This is a genomic window from Streptomyces sp. AMJ-169 (assembly GCF_055597585.1).
Map to the genome: position 1 here is coordinate 89580 of NZ_JBVLTJ010000020.1, position 19926 is coordinate 109505.

14 protein-coding genes and 1 pseudogene are annotated in these 19926 nt (G+C 71.1%); 10 read left to right on the forward strand and 5 right to left on the reverse strand.

Annotated features, from left to right (window positions below):
* Positions 1–108: 108 nt before the first annotated feature.
* Both ACYUD3_RS34845 and ACYUD3_RS34850 read left to right on the forward strand, forming a co-directional pair.
* Positions 109–3561 (forward strand): trypsin-like peptidase domain-containing protein, encoded by a 3453-nt coding sequence (locus tag ACYUD3_RS34845; protein WP_470979199.1) that lies wholly within the window; start codon positions 109–111, stop codon positions 3559–3561.
* 116 nt (positions 3562–3677) lie between these two features.
* Entirely contained in the window at positions 3678–4625 is a 948-nt protein-coding gene (locus tag ACYUD3_RS34850) for a bifunctional riboflavin kinase/FAD synthetase (protein WP_470979203.1), read from the forward strand.
* Positions 4626–4692: 67 nt separating this feature from the next.
* On the opposite strand, the gene ACYUD3_RS34855 is transcribed toward ACYUD3_RS34850, so the two are convergent.
* The 3 genes and pseudogenes from ACYUD3_RS34855 to ACYUD3_RS34865 all read right to left on the reverse strand — a co-directional run bounded on the left by ACYUD3_RS34855 (position 4693) and on the right by ACYUD3_RS34865 (position 9384).
* Positions 4693–6960, reverse strand: coding sequence for a MinD/ParA family ATP-binding protein (locus ACYUD3_RS34855; protein WP_470979245.1), 2268 nt, complete (start codon positions 6958–6960; stop codon positions 4693–4695).
* A gap of 1473 nt (positions 6961–8433) precedes the next feature.
* Positions 8434–8487 (reverse strand): annotated as a pseudogene (locus ACYUD3_RS34860) (hypothetical protein); the annotation flags it as partial.
* A gap of 585 nt (positions 8488–9072) precedes the next feature.
* Positions 9073–9384 carry a DUF397 domain-containing protein gene (locus tag ACYUD3_RS34865; protein ID WP_470979206.1) on the reverse strand — a complete coding sequence of 104 codons (312 nt, stop codon included), beginning with the start codon at positions 9382–9384 and terminating at the stop codon, positions 9073–9075.
* A 313-nt stretch (positions 9385–9697) separates the two neighbouring features.
* On the opposite strand from ACYUD3_RS34865, the gene rpsO reads away from it, so the two are divergent.
* From rpsO to ACYUD3_RS34890, 5 genes are all read left to right on the forward strand, one after another.
* Positions 9698–9988 (forward strand): 30S ribosomal protein S15, encoded by a 291-nt coding sequence (gene rpsO, locus ACYUD3_RS34870; RefSeq protein ID WP_470979208.1) that lies wholly within the window; start codon positions 9698–9700, stop codon positions 9986–9988.
* 378 nt (positions 9989–10366) lie between these two features.
* A complete protein-coding gene (locus tag ACYUD3_RS34875; RefSeq protein WP_470979211.1) occupies positions 10367–12586 on the forward strand; it encodes a polyribonucleotide nucleotidyltransferase in 2220 nt (739 codons plus the stop codon).
* Positions 12583–13962, forward strand: coding sequence for a M16 family metallopeptidase (locus ACYUD3_RS34880; RefSeq protein ID WP_470979214.1), 1380 nt, complete (start codon positions 12583–12585; stop codon positions 13960–13962). Before ACYUD3_RS34875 ends, ACYUD3_RS34880 begins: the two co-directional genes overlap by 4 nt.
* A gap of 37 nt (positions 13963–13999) precedes the next feature.
* Complete coding sequence (dapB, locus tag ACYUD3_RS34885; protein WP_470979217.1) at positions 14000–14752, forward strand: 4-hydroxy-tetrahydrodipicolinate reductase; 753 nt, start codon at positions 14000–14002, stop codon at positions 14750–14752.
* Positions 14752–15201, forward strand: coding sequence for a tetratricopeptide repeat protein (locus ACYUD3_RS34890; RefSeq protein WP_470979220.1), 450 nt, complete (start codon positions 14752–14754; stop codon positions 15199–15201). The genes dapB and ACYUD3_RS34890 overlap by 1 nt, the downstream gene beginning before the upstream one ends.
* A 3-nt stretch (positions 15202–15204) precedes the next feature.
* Here ACYUD3_RS34890 and ACYUD3_RS34895 read toward each other — a convergent pair whose 3' ends face one another.
* A complete protein-coding gene (locus tag ACYUD3_RS34895; protein ID WP_470979223.1) occupies positions 15205–15741 on the reverse strand; it encodes a PH domain-containing protein in 537 nt (178 codons plus the stop codon).
* An 85-nt stretch (positions 15742–15826) separates the two neighbouring features.
* Positions 15827–16072 carry a hypothetical protein gene (locus ACYUD3_RS34900; RefSeq protein WP_470979226.1) on the reverse strand — a complete coding sequence of 82 codons (246 nt, stop codon included), beginning with the start codon at positions 16070–16072 and terminating at the stop codon, positions 15827–15829.
* Positions 16073–16161: 89 nt separating this feature from the next.
* On the opposite strand from ACYUD3_RS34900, the gene thyX reads away from it, so the two are divergent.
* From thyX to ACYUD3_RS34915, 3 genes are all read left to right on the forward strand, one after another.
* Entirely contained in the window at positions 16162–16896 is a 735-nt protein-coding gene (thyX, locus tag ACYUD3_RS34905; protein ID WP_470979229.1) for an FAD-dependent thymidylate synthase, read from the forward strand.
* A gap of 200 nt (positions 16897–17096) precedes the next feature.
* Complete coding sequence (gene dapA, locus ACYUD3_RS34910) at positions 17097–17996, forward strand: 4-hydroxy-tetrahydrodipicolinate synthase (RefSeq protein ID WP_470979231.1); 900 nt, start codon at positions 17097–17099, stop codon at positions 17994–17996.
* A gap of 136 nt (positions 17997–18132) precedes the next feature.
* The gene (locus ACYUD3_RS34915; protein ID WP_470979234.1) at positions 18133–19818 is read left to right on the forward strand and encodes a ribonuclease J; all 1686 of its coding nucleotides are present in this window, start codon (positions 18133–18135) and stop codon (positions 19816–19818) included.
* The last annotated feature ends 108 nt before the right edge of the window (positions 19819–19926 follow it).

A 19926-nucleotide genomic window follows, 5' to 3' on the forward strand; every position in this document is an offset into this window, starting at 1 on the left:
AGTGAACCGAGGGAGCGTGAGGGGGCGCGTTCGCCGTACGCCCTGTCCTGCTGATCACCACGCGCCTACCGTCGGAACGTACGGTCGGGGCACGTGGGAGGTACGGCGATGGGAGGACGGCGGCAGGCGCGGCCCGAGGGGACCCAGGCGCCGCCCGCCCATCTGGACGAGGCCCTGATCCGCATCCGCGACCTCGCGGGCCGCCCGCGCGGCACCGGCTTCATGGCCGACCACCAGGGCACGGTCATCACCAGCCACGAAGCGGTCGACGGCCTCCCCAGAGTCGTCCTGTACGGCACCGGCGACCACAGCTGCGTCGTCCCCGCCGACGCCGTCACCCCCCTCCCCGAACTGGACCTCGCCCTGGTCCGCACGGAGGGCCTGGCCACCCACCCCCTCCCCGTGACGGTCCGCCCCGAGGTCGGCACCGGCACCTACGTCCGCCTCGCCGCCGGCCGCTGGCGCGAGGCCCGCGTCCTCACGACCACCTCGGCGACCTACACCGCCACCGGCGGCTTCCACCAGCTCGACGGCGCCCTGGAGCTGGCGATCGGCACCTCCGGCAGCGACGCGCTGCGCCTGGGCGGGGGAGCGGCCGGCGGCCCGGTCGTGGACGCCGGCACCGGCACGGTCGTGGCGGTCCTCGGCACCGCCCTGCGCGCCGACCTCCGCGACATCGGCTTCGCGGTCCCCCTCCGCTGGGCGGCCGACCGCAGCCCGGCCCTGGCGGACGTCCTGACCCGCAACGCCGAGACGGTCCCCGCGTACGGCGACGACCTCAACCTGGCGGGCATCCTGGAACTGACGGCGACCTCGTCAGCCCCACCCCTGCTGGACCCGGTGGAACGCCCTTCCCTGACAAGGGAGTTCAGGGAGTTCGAGGCAGGCGAAAAAACGGTCCTGGCCTTGGTAGGTCCCCCAGGAACGGGCCGCACGACGGCTCTGGCATCCCTGGCGACGACCCGCCACCTGTCCCCCACCCTCTGGCTACGAGGAGCGGACCTCAGGGCGGACGACACCTCGATCGAGGAAGCGACGGCAAGGGCCCTACGCCACTCGGCAAGAATCATCACCGCCTCAACTCCGCGCACCACCCCGCCAACTCCGGACCAGACAACCCCGAAGTCCCTGACAACAAGAACCCCCCGCCCCCTGTACGTCCTCCTGGACGCCCCGGAGGAAATGCCCCCGCTGCTGTCCCACGCCCTGTCGGCATGGACGCAGGAAACGGCGAAATGGCTGGGGGAGACGGGGACGAGGTTGGTACTGGCGTGCAGGGCGGAGTATTGGGAGAGTGCGGGGAGGGCATTCCCGAGGGAGCTTCTGTACAACTCAGCCCGTCTGGGGGCACCTCCCTGCTCGAAGAGCTTGGGGGAGTTTGAGGACAAGGCCCGTTCAGGGCCGGGCGGGGTCGAAGGGGCGGCAGCCCCTTCAAAGGACGGGAAGGGTAGGGGCGGCGGGGGCGAAATCCTCCCCCCACACGTACCCGTCACCGACCTGACCCCCACAGAAGCAGCAGAGGCCCGCACCCGCTACGCCATCCCCGACACCGCCCTCACCCCCACCGCAGCCCACCACCCCCTCACCCTCCGCCTCCTCGCAGACCTCCGCACAGCCCTCCCCGACACCCCACCCCCCACCCGAGCCACCACGGACGACATCTTCACCGCCTACCTGGACCTCATGTGCCTGCGCATCGCAGTCCGCCTGGCCGCAGAGAACGGCGTACGAGGCACAGCGGTCCGCCGCCTCACCGCAAGAGTCTCCGGCCAGATCCACGAGGCGGCCCGCCGCAGCCTGGGCCCAGGCCAAGGCGAACTGGACAGAGAGTCGTTCGAGGCGGTGTTCCCCTGGGGCCAGTCCCCACCCCGCCTGGGCGGCGGAACGGGCTGGGCGTCGGCGGTCCTGACGGAGGGCCTGCTGGTCCCGGCCGGCACGGGCTACCGCTTCGCCCACGAGGAACTGGCCGACTGGATCCAGGGCATGCACCTGGACCTGGACGAGGCCCTGCACGCGCTGGTCCACAAACGCAGAACCCACACGGTCCCGGTCCCGCACCACAGGATCGGCCCGGTGGTCCAGGCCCTCCTCCTGGTGGCCCGCCAACAGGGAGAGCCCCGCCTGGCGATCCACCTGACCCACCTGACCAGGGCACTGATCACCGACCCCACGGCATGGTGGCCGGCCCACCTCCTGAGGGAAACCCTGAACAGAGTCCCGGACGCGACCCCGTACGAGGAGGTCCTGCACGTACTGGCGGCCCACACGGTGGCCCACGCCCAGGCGACGGAAATCCCCCCGCACCCCCTGCCCCCCACCTTCTGGACCACCCTCCCCCTCCCCACCCCCACCCTCCTCACCCTCCTCCGAACCCTCCTGCGCGCCGACCGCACCTACCTCCAGGCCGCCTCCGATCTCCTGGCCGCCCACCCCACGGAAGTACAGCCCCACCTCACGGACTGGTTCGAGGACGACCGCCCCCTCCCCTGGGCCCCCGACGCGACGGTCGCCACCGCCGCCCAGGCCCTCCTGCACACCCACCGCCGCCTGGCCCTGGACGACCTCACGGAAGCCCTGGTCGACTGCGCCCACCTCAGGGCGGACGAACTCCTCGAAACCCTCGCCGAGGAGGAACCCTCGGCGCTGTGCCGCGCGGTGGACCGCTGGGCCAGGGACCCCCGCCCGGCCCGCAGGGTCGCGGCGGTCACGTACGGCCTGAAAGCCGCCCCCCACCTGCGCACCGAAGCCGACCGCGCCCTCATCCGCTACGCCGCCGAAGCCCTCCTGGCCGACACCCCCGACCACGCGGGCGCCCTGGGCCTGCTGATCCAGGACCCCCGCACCCGCGCCCCGCACCTTCCCCGGGCCCTGCACGCCCTGACGGAGGCCGACCCGCACCTCCCGCCCACGGCCCTCCTCCCGGCCCTCACCACCCACACCGACCAGGTCCTGGACGCCTTCGCGACCCGCCTGGCCCGCCCCGACCCGGCCCCGGCGCTGCGCGCCCTCGCGGAGGTCACCCTGCCCCAACTGGCGCGCAGGATCGCGGTGCTGGTGAGGGAGACGGTCGAGCGCCGCCCGGAGTCGGCGACGGCGGTCGCGGGCTATGTGGCCCGCCGCCTGGACCAGGGCCAGACGGCGCGGCCGGTCCTGCACCCCTTGGTGACCGCGCTGCTGACCTCGGCCCCCGAACCGGTCCGCTCGGCGCTGGCGGCGGTCCTGGCGGTCCCGGACGACGGCCCCCTGCGCACGGAACTGCGCGAGTTCCTGCTGACGCACGAGCACGACCCGGCCGTACTCGCCGCCCTCCTGCACGCGGCGGCCAGCCACCCGTGCGCGGCGCGCGACCTGATCCACCGCACCGGCCGGCTCCTGGTCCGCACCCCGGACGGCGCGACCCGCTTCGACCGGGGCCTGGTCGACCTGGGCCGGCACGTCCCCGGGTTCGCCGCGCGGGTGGCGGGCTGGCTCAGCGAGGCGCCGGAGGAGTGGGCGGCGGTCGTCGGCCCCAGCACCCGCCGCATGATCGAGAACCTCTCGGGCATCAGGACCCCCGCCTGATCACGTGCGCCAGGTCACAGCTCCCATGCCGATGAGGGCACGGACCCGTGGACATGGCACCCTTAGACCTGCGCGAGAACTTGAGGGTTTTGGTTACGTTTCGAGGAGCGGTCACAGTGCAGCGCTGGCGTGGCTTGGCGGACATCCCCCAGGACTGGGGGCGCAGCGTCGTCACCATCGGTTCCTACGACGGCGTCCACCGGGGCCACCAGCTGATCGTCCGGCACGCGGTGGACCGCGCCCGCGAGTTGGGTGTCCCGGCGGTCGTCGTCACCTTCGACCCGCACCCCAGCGAGGTCGTCCGCCCCGGCAGCCACCCGCCGCTGCTGGCCCCGCACCACCGCCGCGCCGAACTCATGGCCAAGCTGGGCGTGGACGCGGTGCTGGTGCTGCCGTTCACCACCGAGTTCTCGAAGCTGTCCCCGGCCGAGTTCGTCGTCAAGGTCCTGGTCGACAAGCTGCACGCGCGGGCGGTCGTCGAGGGCCCCAACTTCCGCTTCGGCCACAAGGCCGCGGGCAACGTGGAGTTCCTGACCGAACAGGGCGCGGTGTACGACTTCGACGTCGAGGTCGTCGACCTGTACGTCAGCGGGGAGGCCGGCGGCGGACAGCCGTTCTCCTCGACCCTGACCCGCCGCCTCGTCGCCGAGGGCGACGTCGCGGGCGCCGCCGAGATCCTGGGCCGCCCGCACCGCGTCGAGGGCATCGTCGTACGCGGCGCCCAGCGCGGCCGTGAACTCGGCTTCCCCACGGCCAACGTCGAGACCCTCCCGCACACCGCGATCCCCGCCGACGGCGTCTACGCGGGCTGGCTGCACGCGGCCGGCGAGATCATGCCGGCCGCGATCTCGGTCGGCACGAACCCCCAGTTCGACGGCACCGAACGCACGGTGGAGGCGTACGCCATCGACCGCGTCGGCCTCGACCTGTACGGCCTGCACGTCTGCGTCGACTTCCTCGCCTACGTCCGCGGCCAGGCCAGGTTCGACTCCTTGGAAGCGCTGCTGGAACAGATGGGCCAGGACGTCAAACGCTGCCGTGAACTGATCGCGGCGGCTGAGTAGTTGGGCTGACGACGACGGGGGCGCCCGGTGCTTTCGAGCACCGGGCGCCCCCGTCGTCGTAGGGCCGCTACTGCTGAGGCGGGTACCCCTGCGGGGGGTAGGGCTGGCCGGGGTACGGCTGCTGTCCCGGGTAGGGGTAAGGCTGCTGCGGCTGGCCCTGGTAACCGGGCATCGGCGGGGCCGCGACCGGCGGCGGGTTGCCGTCGGAGGTCCACAGGCCGTGCGACTGCTGATGCCGCACGAAGTCCTCCGCGACCATCGACGCCAGCTCGAAGTACGCCTCGCGCACCTTCGGGCGCATCATGTCGAGGTCGACCTCGGCGCCGGCCGACAGATGCTCGTCGAAGGGGACGACGATGACGCCCCGGCAGCGGGTCTCGAAGTGGGAGACGATGTCCTCCACCTTGATCATCTTGCCGGTCTCGCGGACTCCGGAGATCACCGTCAGGGACCGGGAGACCAGGTCCGAGTACCCGTGCGCCGAGAGCCAGTCCAGGGTCGTGCTCGCGCTGGAGGCACCGTCCACGGACGGCGTCGAGATGATGATCAGCTGATCGGCGAGGTCCAGCACCCCGCGCATCGCGCTGTACAGCAGGCCCGTGCCGGAGTCCGTGAGGATGATCGGGTACTGCTTGCCCAGGATCTCTATCGCCCGCCGGTAGTCCTCGTCGTTGAACGTCGTGGAGACGGCCGGGTCGACGTCGTTGGCGATGATCTCCAGACCCGACGGCGCCTGCGAGGTGAACCGGCGGATGTCCATGTACGAGTTGAGGTACGGGATCGCCTGGACGAGGTCGCGGATCGTCGCCCCCGTCTCCCGCCGCACCCGGCGGCCGAGCGTTCCCGCGTCCGGGTTGGCGTCGATCGCGAGGATCTTGTCCTGGCGTTCGGTGGCGAGGGTGGAGCCGAGGGCGGTGGTGGTGGTCGTCTTCCCCACGCCCCCCTTAAGACTGATGACGGCGATCCGATAACAGGACAACACCGGCGTCCGGATGAGCTCCAGCTTCCGCTGCCGCTCGGCCTCTTCCTTCTTCCCCCCCAGCTTGAACCGCCCACCACTGCCCGGCCGGCTGCTCTTGGCCTTCTGCTTCTTGTTGTTGAGCAGCCGGTCGGAGGACAGCTCGACGGCGGCGGTGTATCCGAGGGGGGCGGCGGCGGGGTTCACCGGCTGCCGGTGATCGTGCTGCACGGGCTGGGGCCAGGCCATGGCTGCGCGGGGGTCGGGGGGAGGGGTGTTGGGGGCGGGGGCTCCGGGCTGGGGCTGCGTGGTTCCTTGAGGGAACCCGTATCCGGGCTGGCCGCCGGGGGCGGGGGGTTGGGGGAAACCGTAGTTCGGGTGGGCGTTGGGGGCTGGGGGAGTGGGGTGGCCCTGCGCCGCGGGAGGGGGTCCTTGGGGGAAGCCGTAGCTGGGCGGGGCTTCGGGGGCCGGGGGTGTGGGCTGGCCCGGTGCGGCCGGGGGCTGCTGGGGGAAGCCGTACGCGGGCTGCGGGGGCTGGGGGAATCCGTACCCCGGCTGCCCGTCGGGTGCGGGGGGTTGGGGGAAGCCGTAGCCGTGCGAGGGCTGGGCGCCGGGGGCTGGGGGAGTGGGCTGGGGGTGTGCGGCAGCAGGGGGTGCGGGGTGGCCCTGCGCTGCGGGAAGAGGTTCCTGGGGGAAGCCGTAGCCCGGCTGGGCTGCGGGTGCCGGGGGTGTGGGCTGGCCTTGTGCGGCTGGGGGTCCTTGGGGGAAGCCGTATCCGGGGTGGCCTTCGGGCGCGGGGGGCTGGGGGAAGCCGTAGCCCGGCTGGGCTTCGGGAGTCGGGGGTGTGGGCTGGCCCGGTGCGTCCGGGGTCCCCTGGGGGAAGCCGTATCCGGGGTGGCCTTCGGGCGCCGGAGGCTGAGAGAAGCCGTAGCCGGGCTGAGCCTCGGGGGCCGGAGGAGCGGGGGGTGTGGGCTGGCCCGGTGCTGTGGCCGGGGGGCCTTGCGGGAAGCCGTACGCGGGCTGGCCTTCCGCTGCGGGCTGCTGCGGGGCAGGGTTGCGCGCGGCGGGCTCGTACGTCGGGGGCAGCGGGGGGACGGTGCCCTGCGGGGGCTGAAGCGTCCAGGAGGTACCGGGAGCTTCTGCGGCCTCGGTCTCCGGTGCGGCGTCGAGGGACTCGGGCGCCTCGGCGGACGCGGGCTCCTCGGACTCGCCGTCGGGCTGCGGGGCTTCCGTTTCCTCGGCGGGGGGTTCGGTCTGCGTTACGGCCTTGTCGGCGCCGGCGTCTTGGTCGGCACCGGCTGTCTCACCGTCGGACTCCTCGGCGGAGCCGGACTCCTCGGCTTGCTGCGCCTCGAAGCCTTCGGGGAGCTTGGGCATGGCGGGGGAGTCGGGGGCCGTCGCTGGTGCCGGGGGAGTGGGCGTGCGCGGAGTTTCGGAGGACAGGGGAGCGAGCGGCGCTTGAGGGGCGACGGGAGCGGGGGGAGTGGACGGGGTGGCGATGGGCGGGGCCGGAGGGATGGGAGCGGGAGCGATGGGCGCGGCCGGAACAGGGGGCGCACCCACGCCGGCCTCCGCCGTAGGGGGCGCAGCCGGAACACCGGGAACGGAAGCCGGTACGGAGGGCACACCGGGCGCCGACACGGAGGGCGAGCCCGGAACCCCGGTCGCGCCGGGAACCCCGGGGACAGGGCCGGGTACGGAGGGGGCGGCCGGACCTCCGGGAACGCTGGGAGCGCCAGAGCCCGGAACCCCGGGAACCCCCGGGACAGGACCGGGTACGGAAGGAGCGGTCGGCCCTCCGGGAACGGAACCGGACACGCCGGGACCGGGAACGCCGGGAGCACCAGGGCCCGGAACCCCGGGCCCCCCAGGAACCTCAGGAACAGAGCCCGGTACGGAAGGCCCCGCCGAAACCCCGGGCCCCCCAGGGACAGAACCGGACACGGAAGAAGCAGTCGGCCCCCCAGGAACGGAACCGGACACGCCGGCACCAGGAGCATCGGGAATGCCATACCCCGGAACCCCGGGCCCTCCCGGACCCCCGGGCACCCCAGAGGGAACACCCCCCGGCGCGACAGACGGAACTCCCTGTACACCGGCACCAGGAGCACCAGGAGCACCAGGAGCACCAGGAGCACCAGGAGCACCAGGAGCACCAGGACCCGAAACTCCGGAACCTCCCGGCCCCCCGGGCACCCCAGGAGGAACAGCCCCCGGAACGACAGGAGGCCTCCCCTGCACACCGCCCCCAGGACCCTCGTACACCAAAGGCCGCTCAGGACTCCCCGGCACCGCAAGCCCCCCGGGACCCCCGGCAGGATCGCCGACCCCAGGCCCTCCGACAGCCCCCCCGGCGGTCGAAGCCGTACCCGGACCCGAGCCGGGAATATGAGCCTGAGCCGGCCCCGGAACCGAAGCCGATCCGGGAGCGTAAGCCGACCTCAAAGCCGGAGGCTGCCCCTGCCCCTGAGCCGGAGGCTGTCCCTGCCCCCGCCCCGGAACTGAAGGCTGAACCTGTCCCAGAGCCGAAGCCAGAGGCTGTCCCTGCCCCCGCCCTGGACCCGGAGGCTGCACCTGCCCCGGAACCGAAGGCTGGATCGGAGCCGGAGCCGCGCCCGGAATCTGAGGCGTACCCGGAGCCAGCGGCTGACCTTGGCCCGCAGCCGGAGCCGCGCCCGGAATCTGAGGCGTACCCGGAGTCGGAGGCTGCCCCTGTGCCGGAGCCGGAGTCGCAGCGGGCGGCTGCGCCGCGTTCTCCCCCCGCTCCTCCTCACCCTCCTCCACCACCCCCGCATTCGGCGTGTACCAAGCCGGCGGCGCGTAGTCGATGGTGAACTCGCCCGTCATATCGTTGGCGGACTCCGCGTCGGGCTGGTTGCCAGGCGTCGGCCAGCCCCCGCGCATCCCGTCCCGATCGCTGCTCACAGTTCCTCCTGCTGTGGTCGGACACCCTCTGAACCCTGCCGGGGCGACCAAGTCGTCTCGTTCATGTCGGTCGGCGACGAGGGCGGGCCGGAGCAGCGCGCACACGGCGGTCCGATCTGACTCTCCCCCTGGGGCCGACTCTCCCCTGGGCCGCAACCGGCCCGTCCACGGGTTTTCGTCGCGCCCGTTCCCAGCCTAATCACCCGAACCCCCGCCCCGGCAGGCCCGTCCACCCCCGAGCAGCCGCACAACACGTCACAGCTCGGCCACCGCCCGCCCCGCGCGCGGGGCGTATCACCACACAGCGCGCGTATCGCCGCGGACGCAAAGAGGTGGGAACCCGGCGCACGGGTCCCCACCTCACCACCGCGCGGGCACGCTATCCACACAGGGCCCGCACGCCGCCCACCGGAGCCGGGCGGCCCCGGGGAAGCGGAGCCCGCTCTTGCGAGCTGCTCAAGCCTCCCGGCGAAGCCTCCCCGGCCCCCGGGCCAGGCCTCCCCGGCCCCGGACCAGGCCTCCCCGATCCCCTAACTGGGCTTCCCGGAGAGGCCTCCCGGAGAGCTAAGCCTTCTCAGCCTCCGCCGCACCCTCCCCCTCCCGCACCGCCGGCTCCAGATCGAACTCCCCGTCCCGCGCCCCCAGCACGAACGCGGTCCACTCCGCCTCCGTGTAGCGCAGCACGGTGCCGTGGTCGAGCGAGGACCGCATCGCCACGGCGCCGTCCGGGAGGTACGCGATCTCGACGCGCTCCTCGTCCTGCTCGGTGCCCGGCGCGCAGTGCCACTCGACGCCGGAGATGTCGAGCGCGTACAGCTCGTCCCGTTCCCGGTCCTTGCGTGCCTTGCGCTCTTCTTCGGTCTCGGTCTCGGCCATATGGCGGCTCCCGGTTCCTTCCCTCGAAGCTTTCCGATAACTCAAACGAGCTGTACGGCTACCCTACTTGCGAGCATTCCGCCCGCACGGGGTTCCGTCACGCTCACTCGTTCGAGTGGTCCCCGAGTGCGCCTCCTGGTCAAGGCCGCCGCGCCGCCCTGGTAGCCTTGCGGTCGGTTGTCTGTGTGCTTGTGCCCGATCCGCAAGGATTCCGGGCCGCCTACGACGACAGCCGCGCAGCCTGGTGAGTCATCCACCTCCCCCGAGAAGCAGACCGGGGGTACTCCTGGGCGTCTACCAACGAGGAGCAACCGTGTCGCTCGACACCGCCACGAAGAAGCAGATCATCGCCGAGTTCGGCCAGAAGGAGGGCGACACCGGCTCCCCCGAGGTCCAGGTCGCCATGCTCTCCCGCCGTATCTCGGACCTGACCGAGCACCTCAAGACCCACAAGCACGACCACCACTCCCGCCGTGGTCTGCTGATCCTCGTCGGCCAGCGCCGCCGCCTGCTCCAGTACCTGGCCAAGAAGGACATCCAGCGCTTCCGTACGCTGGTCGACCGCCTGGGCATCCGCCGCGGTGCGGCCGGCGGCGCCAAGTAAGACGCCTTCGAGGGAGCGGTTCCCGAAACGATCGGGAGCCGCTCCTTTGCCGTATGCAGGCAGATATTTGTCCGGACGGTCAGCGGCCGGACGTACGGAAACGTGCGGAGTGTCAGTGCTGCTTTGTACTGTGGTAGCACAACGCAATACGGACGACACAAGCACGACAAGATGTGAAGCTGTGCAGTAAGTACAGGAGAGGCGCACCACGCCGCCGCCGGTCCTCGGTAGTGGCGCTCGGGGGGAAGCGAACCCCGGGTGCTTCGATCGAAGACCGGCCCGCACCGCAACGGCGCGCTTCTCCGCCCAGTCCCCCTGCCACACGGGCAGCGCAGGGACGAAAGACGACAAGCAGACAAAGTAACGGAGAACACGCTAGTGGAGAACGAAGCCCACTACGCCGAGGCCGTCATCGACAACGGCGCTTTCGGTACCCGCACCATCCGCTTCGAGACGGGCCGCCTCGCCAAGCAGGCCGCCGGCTCGGCCGTGGCCTACCTGGACGACGACACCATGGTGCTGTCGGCCACCACCGCCTCGAAGAACCCCAAGGACCAGCTCGACTTCTTCCCCCTCACGGTGGACGTCGAGGAGCGGATGTACGCCGCCGGCAAGATCCCCGGCAGCTTCTTCCGCCGCGAGGGCCGCCCCTCCGAGGACGCGATCCTCACCTGCCGCCTGATCGACCGCCCGCTGCGCCCGTCCTTCAAGAAGGGCCTGCGCAACGAGATCCAGGTCGTGGCCACGATCATGGCGCTCAACCCCGACCACCTGTACGACGTCGTGGCCATCAACGCCGCCTCCGCGTCCACGCAGCTGGCCGGTCTGCCCTTCTCCGGCCCGATCGGCGGCGTCCGCGTCGCGCTGATCAACGGCCAGTGGGTCGCCTTCCCGACGCACAGCGAGCTCGAGGACGCCGTCTTCGACATGGTCGTCGCGGGCCGCACGCTGGAGGACGGCGACGTCGCGATCATGATGGTCGAGGCCGAGGCCACCGAGAAGACCATCCAGCTGGTCAAGGGCGGTGTCGAGGCCCCCACCGAGGAGGTCGTCGCCGCCGGTCTCGAAGCCGCGAAGCCCTTCATCAAGGTCCTGTGCAAGGCCCAGGCCGACCTCGCCGCGAAGGCCGCCAAGCCGACCGCCGAGTTCCCCATCTTCCTCGACTACCAGGACGACGTCCTGGAGGCCCTCACGGCCGCCGTCAAGGGCGAGCTGGCCGCCGCGCTCACCATCGCCGGCAAGCAGGAGCGCGAGGCCGAGCTGGACCGCGTCAAGGGTCTCGCCGCCGAGAAGCTGCTCCCGCAGTTCGAGGGCCGCGAGAAGGAGATCTCCGCCGCCTACCGCTCCCTGACCAAGCAGCTCGTCCGCGAGCGCGTGATCAAGGAGAAGAAGCGGATCGACGGCCGCGGGCTCACGGACATCCGTACCCTCGCCGCCGAGGTCGAGGCCATCCCGCGGGTGCACGGCTCCGCGGTGTTCGAGCGCGGCGAGACCCAGATCCTGGGTGTCACCACGCTGAACATGCTCCGCATGGAGCAGCAGCTGGACACGCTCTCCCCGGTGACCCGCAAGCGCTACATGCACAACTACAACTTCCCGCCGTACTCCACCGGCGAGACCGGCCGCGTCGGCTCCCCCAAGCGCCGCGAGATCGGCCACGGCGCCCTCGCCGAGCGCGCCCTCGTCCCGGTCCTGCCGACCCGCGAGGAGTTCCCCTACGCGATCCGCCAGGTCTCCGAGGCGCTCAGCTCCAACGGCTCGACGTCCATGGGCTCGGTCTGCGCGTCCACGATGTCGCTGCTCAACGCGGGTGTCCCGCTGAAGGCCCCGGTCGCCGGCATCGCGATGGGCCTGATCTCCCAGGAGATCGACGGCGAGACGCACTACGTCACCCTCACCGACATCCTCGGTGCGGAGGACGCCTTCGGCGACATGGACTTCAAGGTCGCCGGCACCAAGGAGTTCGTGACGGCCCTCCAGCTCGACACGAAGCTCGACGGCATCCCCGCCTCCGTCCTGGCCGCCGCCCTCAAGCAGGCCCGTGACGCCCGCCTCCACATCCTCGACGTGATGATGGAAGCGATCGACACGCCGGACGAGATGTCCCCCAACGCCCCGCGGATCATCACCGTCAAGATCCCCGTGGACAAGATCGGCGAGGTCATCGGCCCCAAGGGCAAGATGATCAACCAGATCCAGGAGGACACCGGCGCCGAGATCACCATCGAGGACGACGGCACGATCTACATCGGTGCCGCCGACGGCCCCTCCGCCGAGGCCGCCCGCACCACGATCAACAGCATCGCCAACCCGACGATGCCCGAGGTCGGCGAGCGCTACCTGGGTACGGTCGTGAAGACGACGACGTTCGGCGCCTTCGTCTCCCTGCTGCCCGGCAAGGACGGCCTGCTGCACATCTCGCAGATCCGCAAGCTCGCCGGCGGCAAGCGCGTGGAGAACGTCGAGGACGTCCTCGGGGTGGGCCAGAAGGTCCAGGTCGAGATCGCCGAGATCGACTCCCGCGGCAAGCTCTCCCTGATCCCCGTGATCGAGGGCGAAGACGCCACCGAAGACAAGAAGGACGACTCCGACAAGTGACGTCGAGTAGCTCCCAGGCGACGGCCCGCACCTCCTCGGAGGCGCGGGCCGTCGCCCGTACCCAAACCCTGATCAAGGGCGAGAACGGCATCGGCACGGTCCGCAAGACCACCCTCCCCGGCGGCCTGCGCATCGTCACCGAGACGCTCCCCTCGGTCCGCTCCGCGACCTTCGGCATCTGGGCCCACGTCGGCTCCCGCGACGAGACCCCGGCCCTCAACGGCGCCACCCACTACCTGGAGCACCTCCTCTTCAAGGGCACCGCCCGCAGGTCCGCCCTCGACATCTCCTCCGCGCTCGACGCGGTCGGCGGCGAGATGAACGCCTTCACGGCGAAGGAGTACACGTGCTACTACGCGCGCGTGCTCGACACCGACCTGCCGCTGGCCATCGACGTCGTCTGCGACATGCTGACCGGCTCCCTGATCCGAGAGGAGGACGTCGACGTCGAACGCGGCGCGATCCTCGAAGAGATCGCGATGACCGAGGACGACCCGGGCGACTGCGTCCACGACCTCTTCGCGCACACGATGTTCGGCGACAACGCCCTGGGCCGCCCGGTCCTCGGCACGGTCGACACCGTCAACGCCCTCACCGCCGACCGCATCCGCCGCTTCTACAAGAAGCACTACGACCCCACCCACCTGGTCGTGGCCGCCGCCGGCAACATCGACCACCACAAGGTCGTACGACAGGTTCGCGCGGCCTTCGAGCAGGCGGGCGCCCTCAAGAAGCTCGACGCGATGCCCTTCGCGCCGCGCGAGGGCAAGCGCACGCTGCGCACCGCGGGCCGCGTCGAACTCGTCGACCGCAAGACCGAGCAGGCCCATGTCGTCCTCGGCATGCCGGGCCTCGCCCGCACCGACGAGCGCCGCTGGGCCCTCGGCGTCCTCAACACCGCCCTCGGCGGCGGCATGTCCTCCCGCCTCTTCCAGGAGGTCCGCGAGAAGCGGGGACTTGCGTACAGCGTCTACTCGTACACCTCCGGCTTCGCCGACTGCGGCCTGTTCGGCGTGTACGCGGGCTGTCGGCCCTCGCAGGTCCACGACGTGCTGAAGATCTGCCGCGACGAACTCGACCAGGTCGCCCGCGACGGGCTCACCGACGACGAGATCGCCCGCGCCATCGGCCAGCTGCGCGGCTCCACCGTCCTCGGCCTGGAGGACACCGGCGCGCTGATGAACCGCATCGGCAAGAGCGAGCTGTGCTGGGGCGGCCAGATGTCGGTCGACGACATGCTGACCCGGATAGCGTCCGTGACCCCGGACGAGGTCCGTGAGGTGGCCCGCGACATCCTGGGCCGGCGCCCGTCGCTGTCGGTCATCGGCCCGCTCAAGGACAAACAGGCGGCCCGGCTGCGCGACGCCGTCGCCTGAGCATCCTGTGCACCCACCCCGGTAAGGAAACAAGAAGATGAGCAAGCTGCGCGTGGCGGTCCTCGGCGCGAAGGGCCGTATCGGCGCCGAGGCGGTCAAGGCCGTCGAGTCGGCCGAGGACATGGAGCTGGTCGCCGCCCTCTCCCGCGGCGACCGCCTGGAGACCCTCGCCGACACCGGCGCCCAGGTCGCCGTCGAACTCACCACCCCCGCCTCGGTCATGGGCAACCTCGACTACTGCGTACGGCACGGCATCCACGCCGTCGTGGGTACGACGGGCTGGACCGACGAGCGCCTCGCGCAGCTGCGGACCTGGCTGGCCGGCTCCCCGGAGACCGGCGTCCTCATCGCGCCCAACTTCTCCGTCGGCGCCGTCCTCACCATGAAGTTCGCCCAGCTCGCCGCCCCCTACTTCGAGTCCGTCGAGGTCATCGAGCTGCACCACCCGAACAAGGCCGACGCCCCGAGCGGTACGGCCACCCGTACCGCCCAGCTGATCGCCGAGGCCCGCGCCGCCGCCGGCACTCCGCAGGCGCCGGACGCCACGGTCACCGCCCTCGACGGCGCCCGGGGCGCGGACGTCGACGGCGTTCCCGTCCACTCCGTCCGGCTGCGCGGTCTACTCGCCCACCAGGAGGTCCTGCTCGGCGGCGAGGGCGAGACCCTCACGATCCGGCACGACTCCCTGCACCACAGCAGCTTCATGCCGGGCATCCTGCTGGGCGCCCGCCGCGTGGTGAGCGCCCCCGGTCTCACCTTCGGCCTGGAAAACTTCCTGGACCTGGGCTGATGCGCGCCAAGCTGTCCTACGCCGTCACCGCCGCCGTCCTCGTCTTCTACTTCGTCCTGGTCGGCAGCCGCGGCGTCATGCTCATCCAGACCGGCACGCTCCTGACGGTCACCTTCGGTGTGGCCGTTCTGATCCTGCCCGTCATCGGCGTCTGGTTCCTCTGGAAGAACACGCAGTTCGTCCGCAAGGCCAACGCCCTGGCGGCGAAGCTGGAGGCGGAGGGCGCCCTCCCGGTGGACGAGCTGAAACGCACCCCGTCCGGCCGTATCGACCGCGACTCGGCCGACGAGGTCTTCGCGAGGCGGAAGGCGGAGACGGAGGCGGCGCCGGGGGACTGGCGGTCATGGTTCCGGCTCGCGGTGGCGTACCACGACGCGCGGGACACCCCGAGGGCGAGGAAGGCGATGCAGCGGGCGATAGCGCTGCACGACGGCCGGGCCGCGCAGTAGCCCTCAGCGGCTCTCGGCGGCCCACGCCTCCAGCGTGTCCGCGGCCCGGTCGAACGCGGTTGCCCGCCCCAGGAAGTCGGCGTTGTGCGAGGTCAGCACCGGCGTCGGCGCCCCCTGCCGGACCAGCAGCACCGCCTGGCCCTGCACGGTCCGCGGCAGCCCCAGCCAGCGCACCGGCTGCTGGACCGTCCGCACCGCGTCGACCTCCGCCCACGGCACCGTCCGCGTGGCGAAGAACCCGACGTGCCGCAGCCCCCCGGCACTCACCCACACCCCCACCCGCAGCAGCCGCAGCGCGCCCGCGATGACGAGCAGCGCGGTCACGAAGACGGCGGCGGACTCACCGATCCCGCCGGTGAACGCGATGACCACCGCGGCGAGGAGCACGAACGAGGCGAGCAGCAGCCACACCGCGGCCACCCCGACCCGCCAGGGCCCGGGCCGGTACGGCCGCCGCCACCGCTCCCGGTCGTCGTGCGGCAGCGGACCCTCGTCCACGGCCTCGAAGGTGCGGTCGGCCGTCAGGAAAGGCAGGGGCACGGCGGTTCCTCACTTGATCCTTAACTTGGGCTGTGCCCGGTGAGGTTAACCGCCCGTGTCCCCGCGCTCCACTCGGCGGGGCGGGTCAGCGGCCCGCTGTCACCTCGGAGGCCTGCGACTGCTGGGCCGGCCGGGAGTGGTCCAGCGACAGCGCCGGCATCCCGAGCACCAGCGAGCCCACGAGCGCCGCCACGATCGTCGTCCCCAGCAGCCACCGCCCGGCTATCTCGCCCTTCGACGCCCGTTCTCGCGGCGGCGGGGCGACGTTGCTGCGGAAGCGGTCGGCCTCGGCGAGAAAGGCGAAGGGGACAGGCTCACGCCGGCGAAACATAGGGGCGGCTCCTTCTGGGTGTCGAACAGACTGCCGTCACCGGGTAAGACGAACGGAACCGGCAAAAGGTGCCCGTAAAGTGGACCCACGTGACCCCTGAAGAAGATTTCAAGATCGAACTGCGCGACGACGTCACCGTAGAGCTGATCAAGCACACCGCGACCGACTCCGACGTCCTCTTCGCCGCCCGTGTCTCCACGGCCGGCGAGCAGTCCCTGGACGAGCTGAACAAGGACCCGGAGCGTTCCAAGGGGCTCATCAACTACCTGATGCGCGACCGGCACGGCAGCCCCTTCGAGCACAACTCGATGACCTTCTTCATCAGCGCCCCGATCTTCGTCTTCCGCGAGTTCATGCGGCACCGGGTGGGCTGGTCCTACAACGAGGAGTCGGGCCGCTACCGGGAGCTGGAGCCCGTCTTCTACGTCCCCGGCGCCTCCCGCAAGCTGGTCCAGCAGGGCCGCCCCGGCAAGTACGTCTTCGCCGAGGGCACCCCGGAGCAGCACGAGACGGTGAGCCGGGCGATGGAGCAGTCGTACCAGGAGTCCTACCGGGCCTACCAGGAGATGCTCGCCCAAGGCGTCGCCCGCGAGGTCGCCCGCGCGGTGCTGCCGGTCGGCCTGTTCTCGTCCATGTACGCGACCTGCAACGCCCGTTCGCTGATGCACTTCCTGGGGCTGCGCACCCAGCACGAGCTGGCGAAGGTGCCGTCCTTCCCGCAGCGGGAGATCGAGATGGTCGGCGAGCGGATGGAGGCGGAGTGGGCGAAGCTCATGCCGCTGACGTACGCCGCCTTCAACGCCAACGGGCGCGTGGCGCCGTAGCGCGCGCTCCGGGCACAGATGTGCGGATCAGCCAAGCGAAGTGTCCGTATTGCGGCTTTTATAGAAGTTCATCTAGCCTGATCAAACGGACCCGGCACTGCTTGAACCCCCGAGCAGGCAGTGCCGGGCTCCACCTTTGTCAGGACTTTTCGGCGCCCCGAGGGCAGACCGTGCGATGCACACCGAGTAGCGTGTAACCCATGGCTTTGACCTCCACTCCGCAGACCCCCTTCGGGAGGGTCCTCACCGCCATGGTCACGCCGTTCACGGCGGACGGCGCGCTCGACCTGGACGGCGCCCAGCGCCTCGCGACCCACCTGGTCGACGCCGGCAACGACGGCCTGGTCGTCAACGGGACCACCGGCGAGTCCCCCACCACCACGGACGCGGAGAAAACGGACCTGGTACGAGCCGTCCTGGAGGCCGTCGGCGACCGCGCCCACGTCATCGCGGGCGTCGGCACCAACGACACCCGCCACAGCGCCGAACTGGCCCAGGCCGCCGAGAAGACCGGCGCCCACGGCCTCCTCGTCGTCACCCCGTACTACAACAAGCCCCCGCAAGAGGGCCTGTACCGCCACTTCACCACCGTGGCCGACGCCAGCGGCCTGCCGGTCATGCTCTACGACATCCCCGGCCGCAGCGGCGTCGCCATCAGCACGGACACCCTGGTCAGGCTCGCCGAGCACCCCAGGATCGTCGCCAACAAGGACGCCAAGGGCGACCTCGCCGCCGCTAGCTGGACCATCGCGCGCTCCCCGCTCGCCTGGTACTCCGGTGACGACATGCTGAACCTCCCGCTGCTCTCGATCGGCGCCGTCGGCTTCGTCTCCGTCGTCGGCCACCTCGTCACCCCCGAACTGCGCGCCCTCGTCGAGGCGTTCACCGCCGGGGACGTACGCAAGGCGACCGAGATCCACCAGAAGCTGCTCCCCGTCTTCACGGGCGTCTTCCGCACCCAGGGCGTCATGACCACCAAGGCCGCCCTCGCCCTCCAGGGACTGCCCGCCGGACCCCTGCGGCCCCCCATGGTCGAGTGCACCCCCGAAGAGACCGCCCAGCTCAAGATCGATCTTGCCGCGGGCGGGGTACAGCTCTGACACCGGACTTCACAACTGAATATCAACGGCAACGGGCCCGAAGCGCCCGTCGTCCTCGACAACAACTGTTTCTGCACGAACGTCACACGCGCCACGTGCCTGCCGGTACGTGGCGTGTCGTGGTGAGGAGAGTCTTTTGAGTCATCCGCATCCCCAACTGAGCGCGCCCCCGCCGCTCCCCGCAGGCGGTCTGCGGGTCACCCCGCTCGGCGGCCTCGGCGAGATCGGCCGGAACATGACGGTCTTCGAGTACGGCGGCCGTCTTCTGATCGTCGACTGCGGAGTGCTCTTCCCCGAGGAGGAGCAGCCCGGAATCGATCTGATCCTGCCGGACTTCTCGTCCATCCGGGACCGCCTCGACGACATCGAGGGCATCGTCCTGACCCACGGCCACGAGGACCACATCGGCGGCGTCCCCTTCCTCCTCAAGGAGAAGCCGGACATCCCGCTGATCGGCTCCAAGCTGACCCTCGCCCTCATCGAGGCCAAGCTCCAGGAACACCGCATCCGGCCGTACATCCTGGAAGTGGCGGAGGGCGGCCGGGAGCGCATCGGCCCCTTCGACTGCGAGTTCATCGCCGTCAACCACTCCATCCCGGACGCGCTGGCCGTCGCCATCCGCACCCCGGCCGGCATGGTCGTGCACACCGGCGACTTCAAGATGGACCAGCTCCCGCTGGACAACCGCCTCACCGACCTGCACGCCTTCGCGCGGCTCAGCGAGGAGGGCATCGACCTGCTCCTCGCCGACTCCACGAACGCCGAGGTCCCGGGCTTCGTCCCGCCCGAGCGGGAGATCTCCAACGTCCTGCGCCAGGTCTTCGCCGGGGCCCGCAAGCGCATCATCGTGGCCAGCTTCGCCAGCCACGTGCACCGCATCCAGCAGATCCTGGACGCCGCCCACGAGTACGGCCGCCGGGTCGCCTTCGTCGGCCGCTCCATGGTCCGCAACATGGGCATCGCCCGCGACCTCGGCTACCTCAAGGTCCCGCCGGGCCTGGTCGTCGACGTCAAGACCCTCGACGACCTGCCCGACCACGAGGTCGTCCTGGTCTGCACGGGCTCCCAGGGCGAACCGATGGCGGCGCTGTCGCGCATGGCCAACCGGGACCACCAGATCCGCATCGTCGAGGGCGACACCGTCATCCTCGCGTCGTCCCTGATCCCCGGCAACGAGAACGCGGTCTACCGCGTGATCAACGGCCTCACCCGCTGGGGCGCCAACGTCGTCCACAAGGGCAACGCCAAGGTCCACGTCTCGGGCCACGCCTCGGCCGGCGAGCTGCTGTACTTCTACAACATCTGCCGCCCGAAGAATCTGATGCCGGTCCACGGCGAATGGCGCCACCTGCGCGCCAACGCCGAACTCGGCGCCCTCACCGGCGTCCCGCACGACCGCATCGTCATCGCCGAGGACGGCATCGCCGTCGACCTCATCGAGGGCAAGGCGAAGATCTCCGGCAAGGTCCAGGCGGGATACGTCTACGTCGACGGACTCTCCGTCGGCGGCGTCGGCGAACCGGCGCTGAAGGACCGCAAGATCCTCGGCGACGAGGGCATCATCTCGGTTTTCGTGGTCATGGACGCCTCCAGCGGCAAGATCACCGGGGGGCCGCACATCCAGGCCCGCGGCTCCGGCATCGAGGACGGCGCCTTCGCGGAGGTCCTGCCGAAGATCAACGAGGTCCTGGAACGCTCGGCCCAGGACGGCGTGGTCGAGCCGCACCAGCTCCAGCAGCTCATCCGCCGGGTGCTGGGCAAGTGGGTCTCCGACAACTACCGGCGCAGGCCGATGATCCTGCCGGTGGTCGTCGAGGTCTGAGCGGGACGCACGGCTGACGCCCGGGGCTGAGGCTCCGAGCTGGGTCAACTGGGAGCGGGGGGGCCCCCCGTTTCCCTCGGGAGGCCCCCCCCCCCCCCTTTCTCTTTC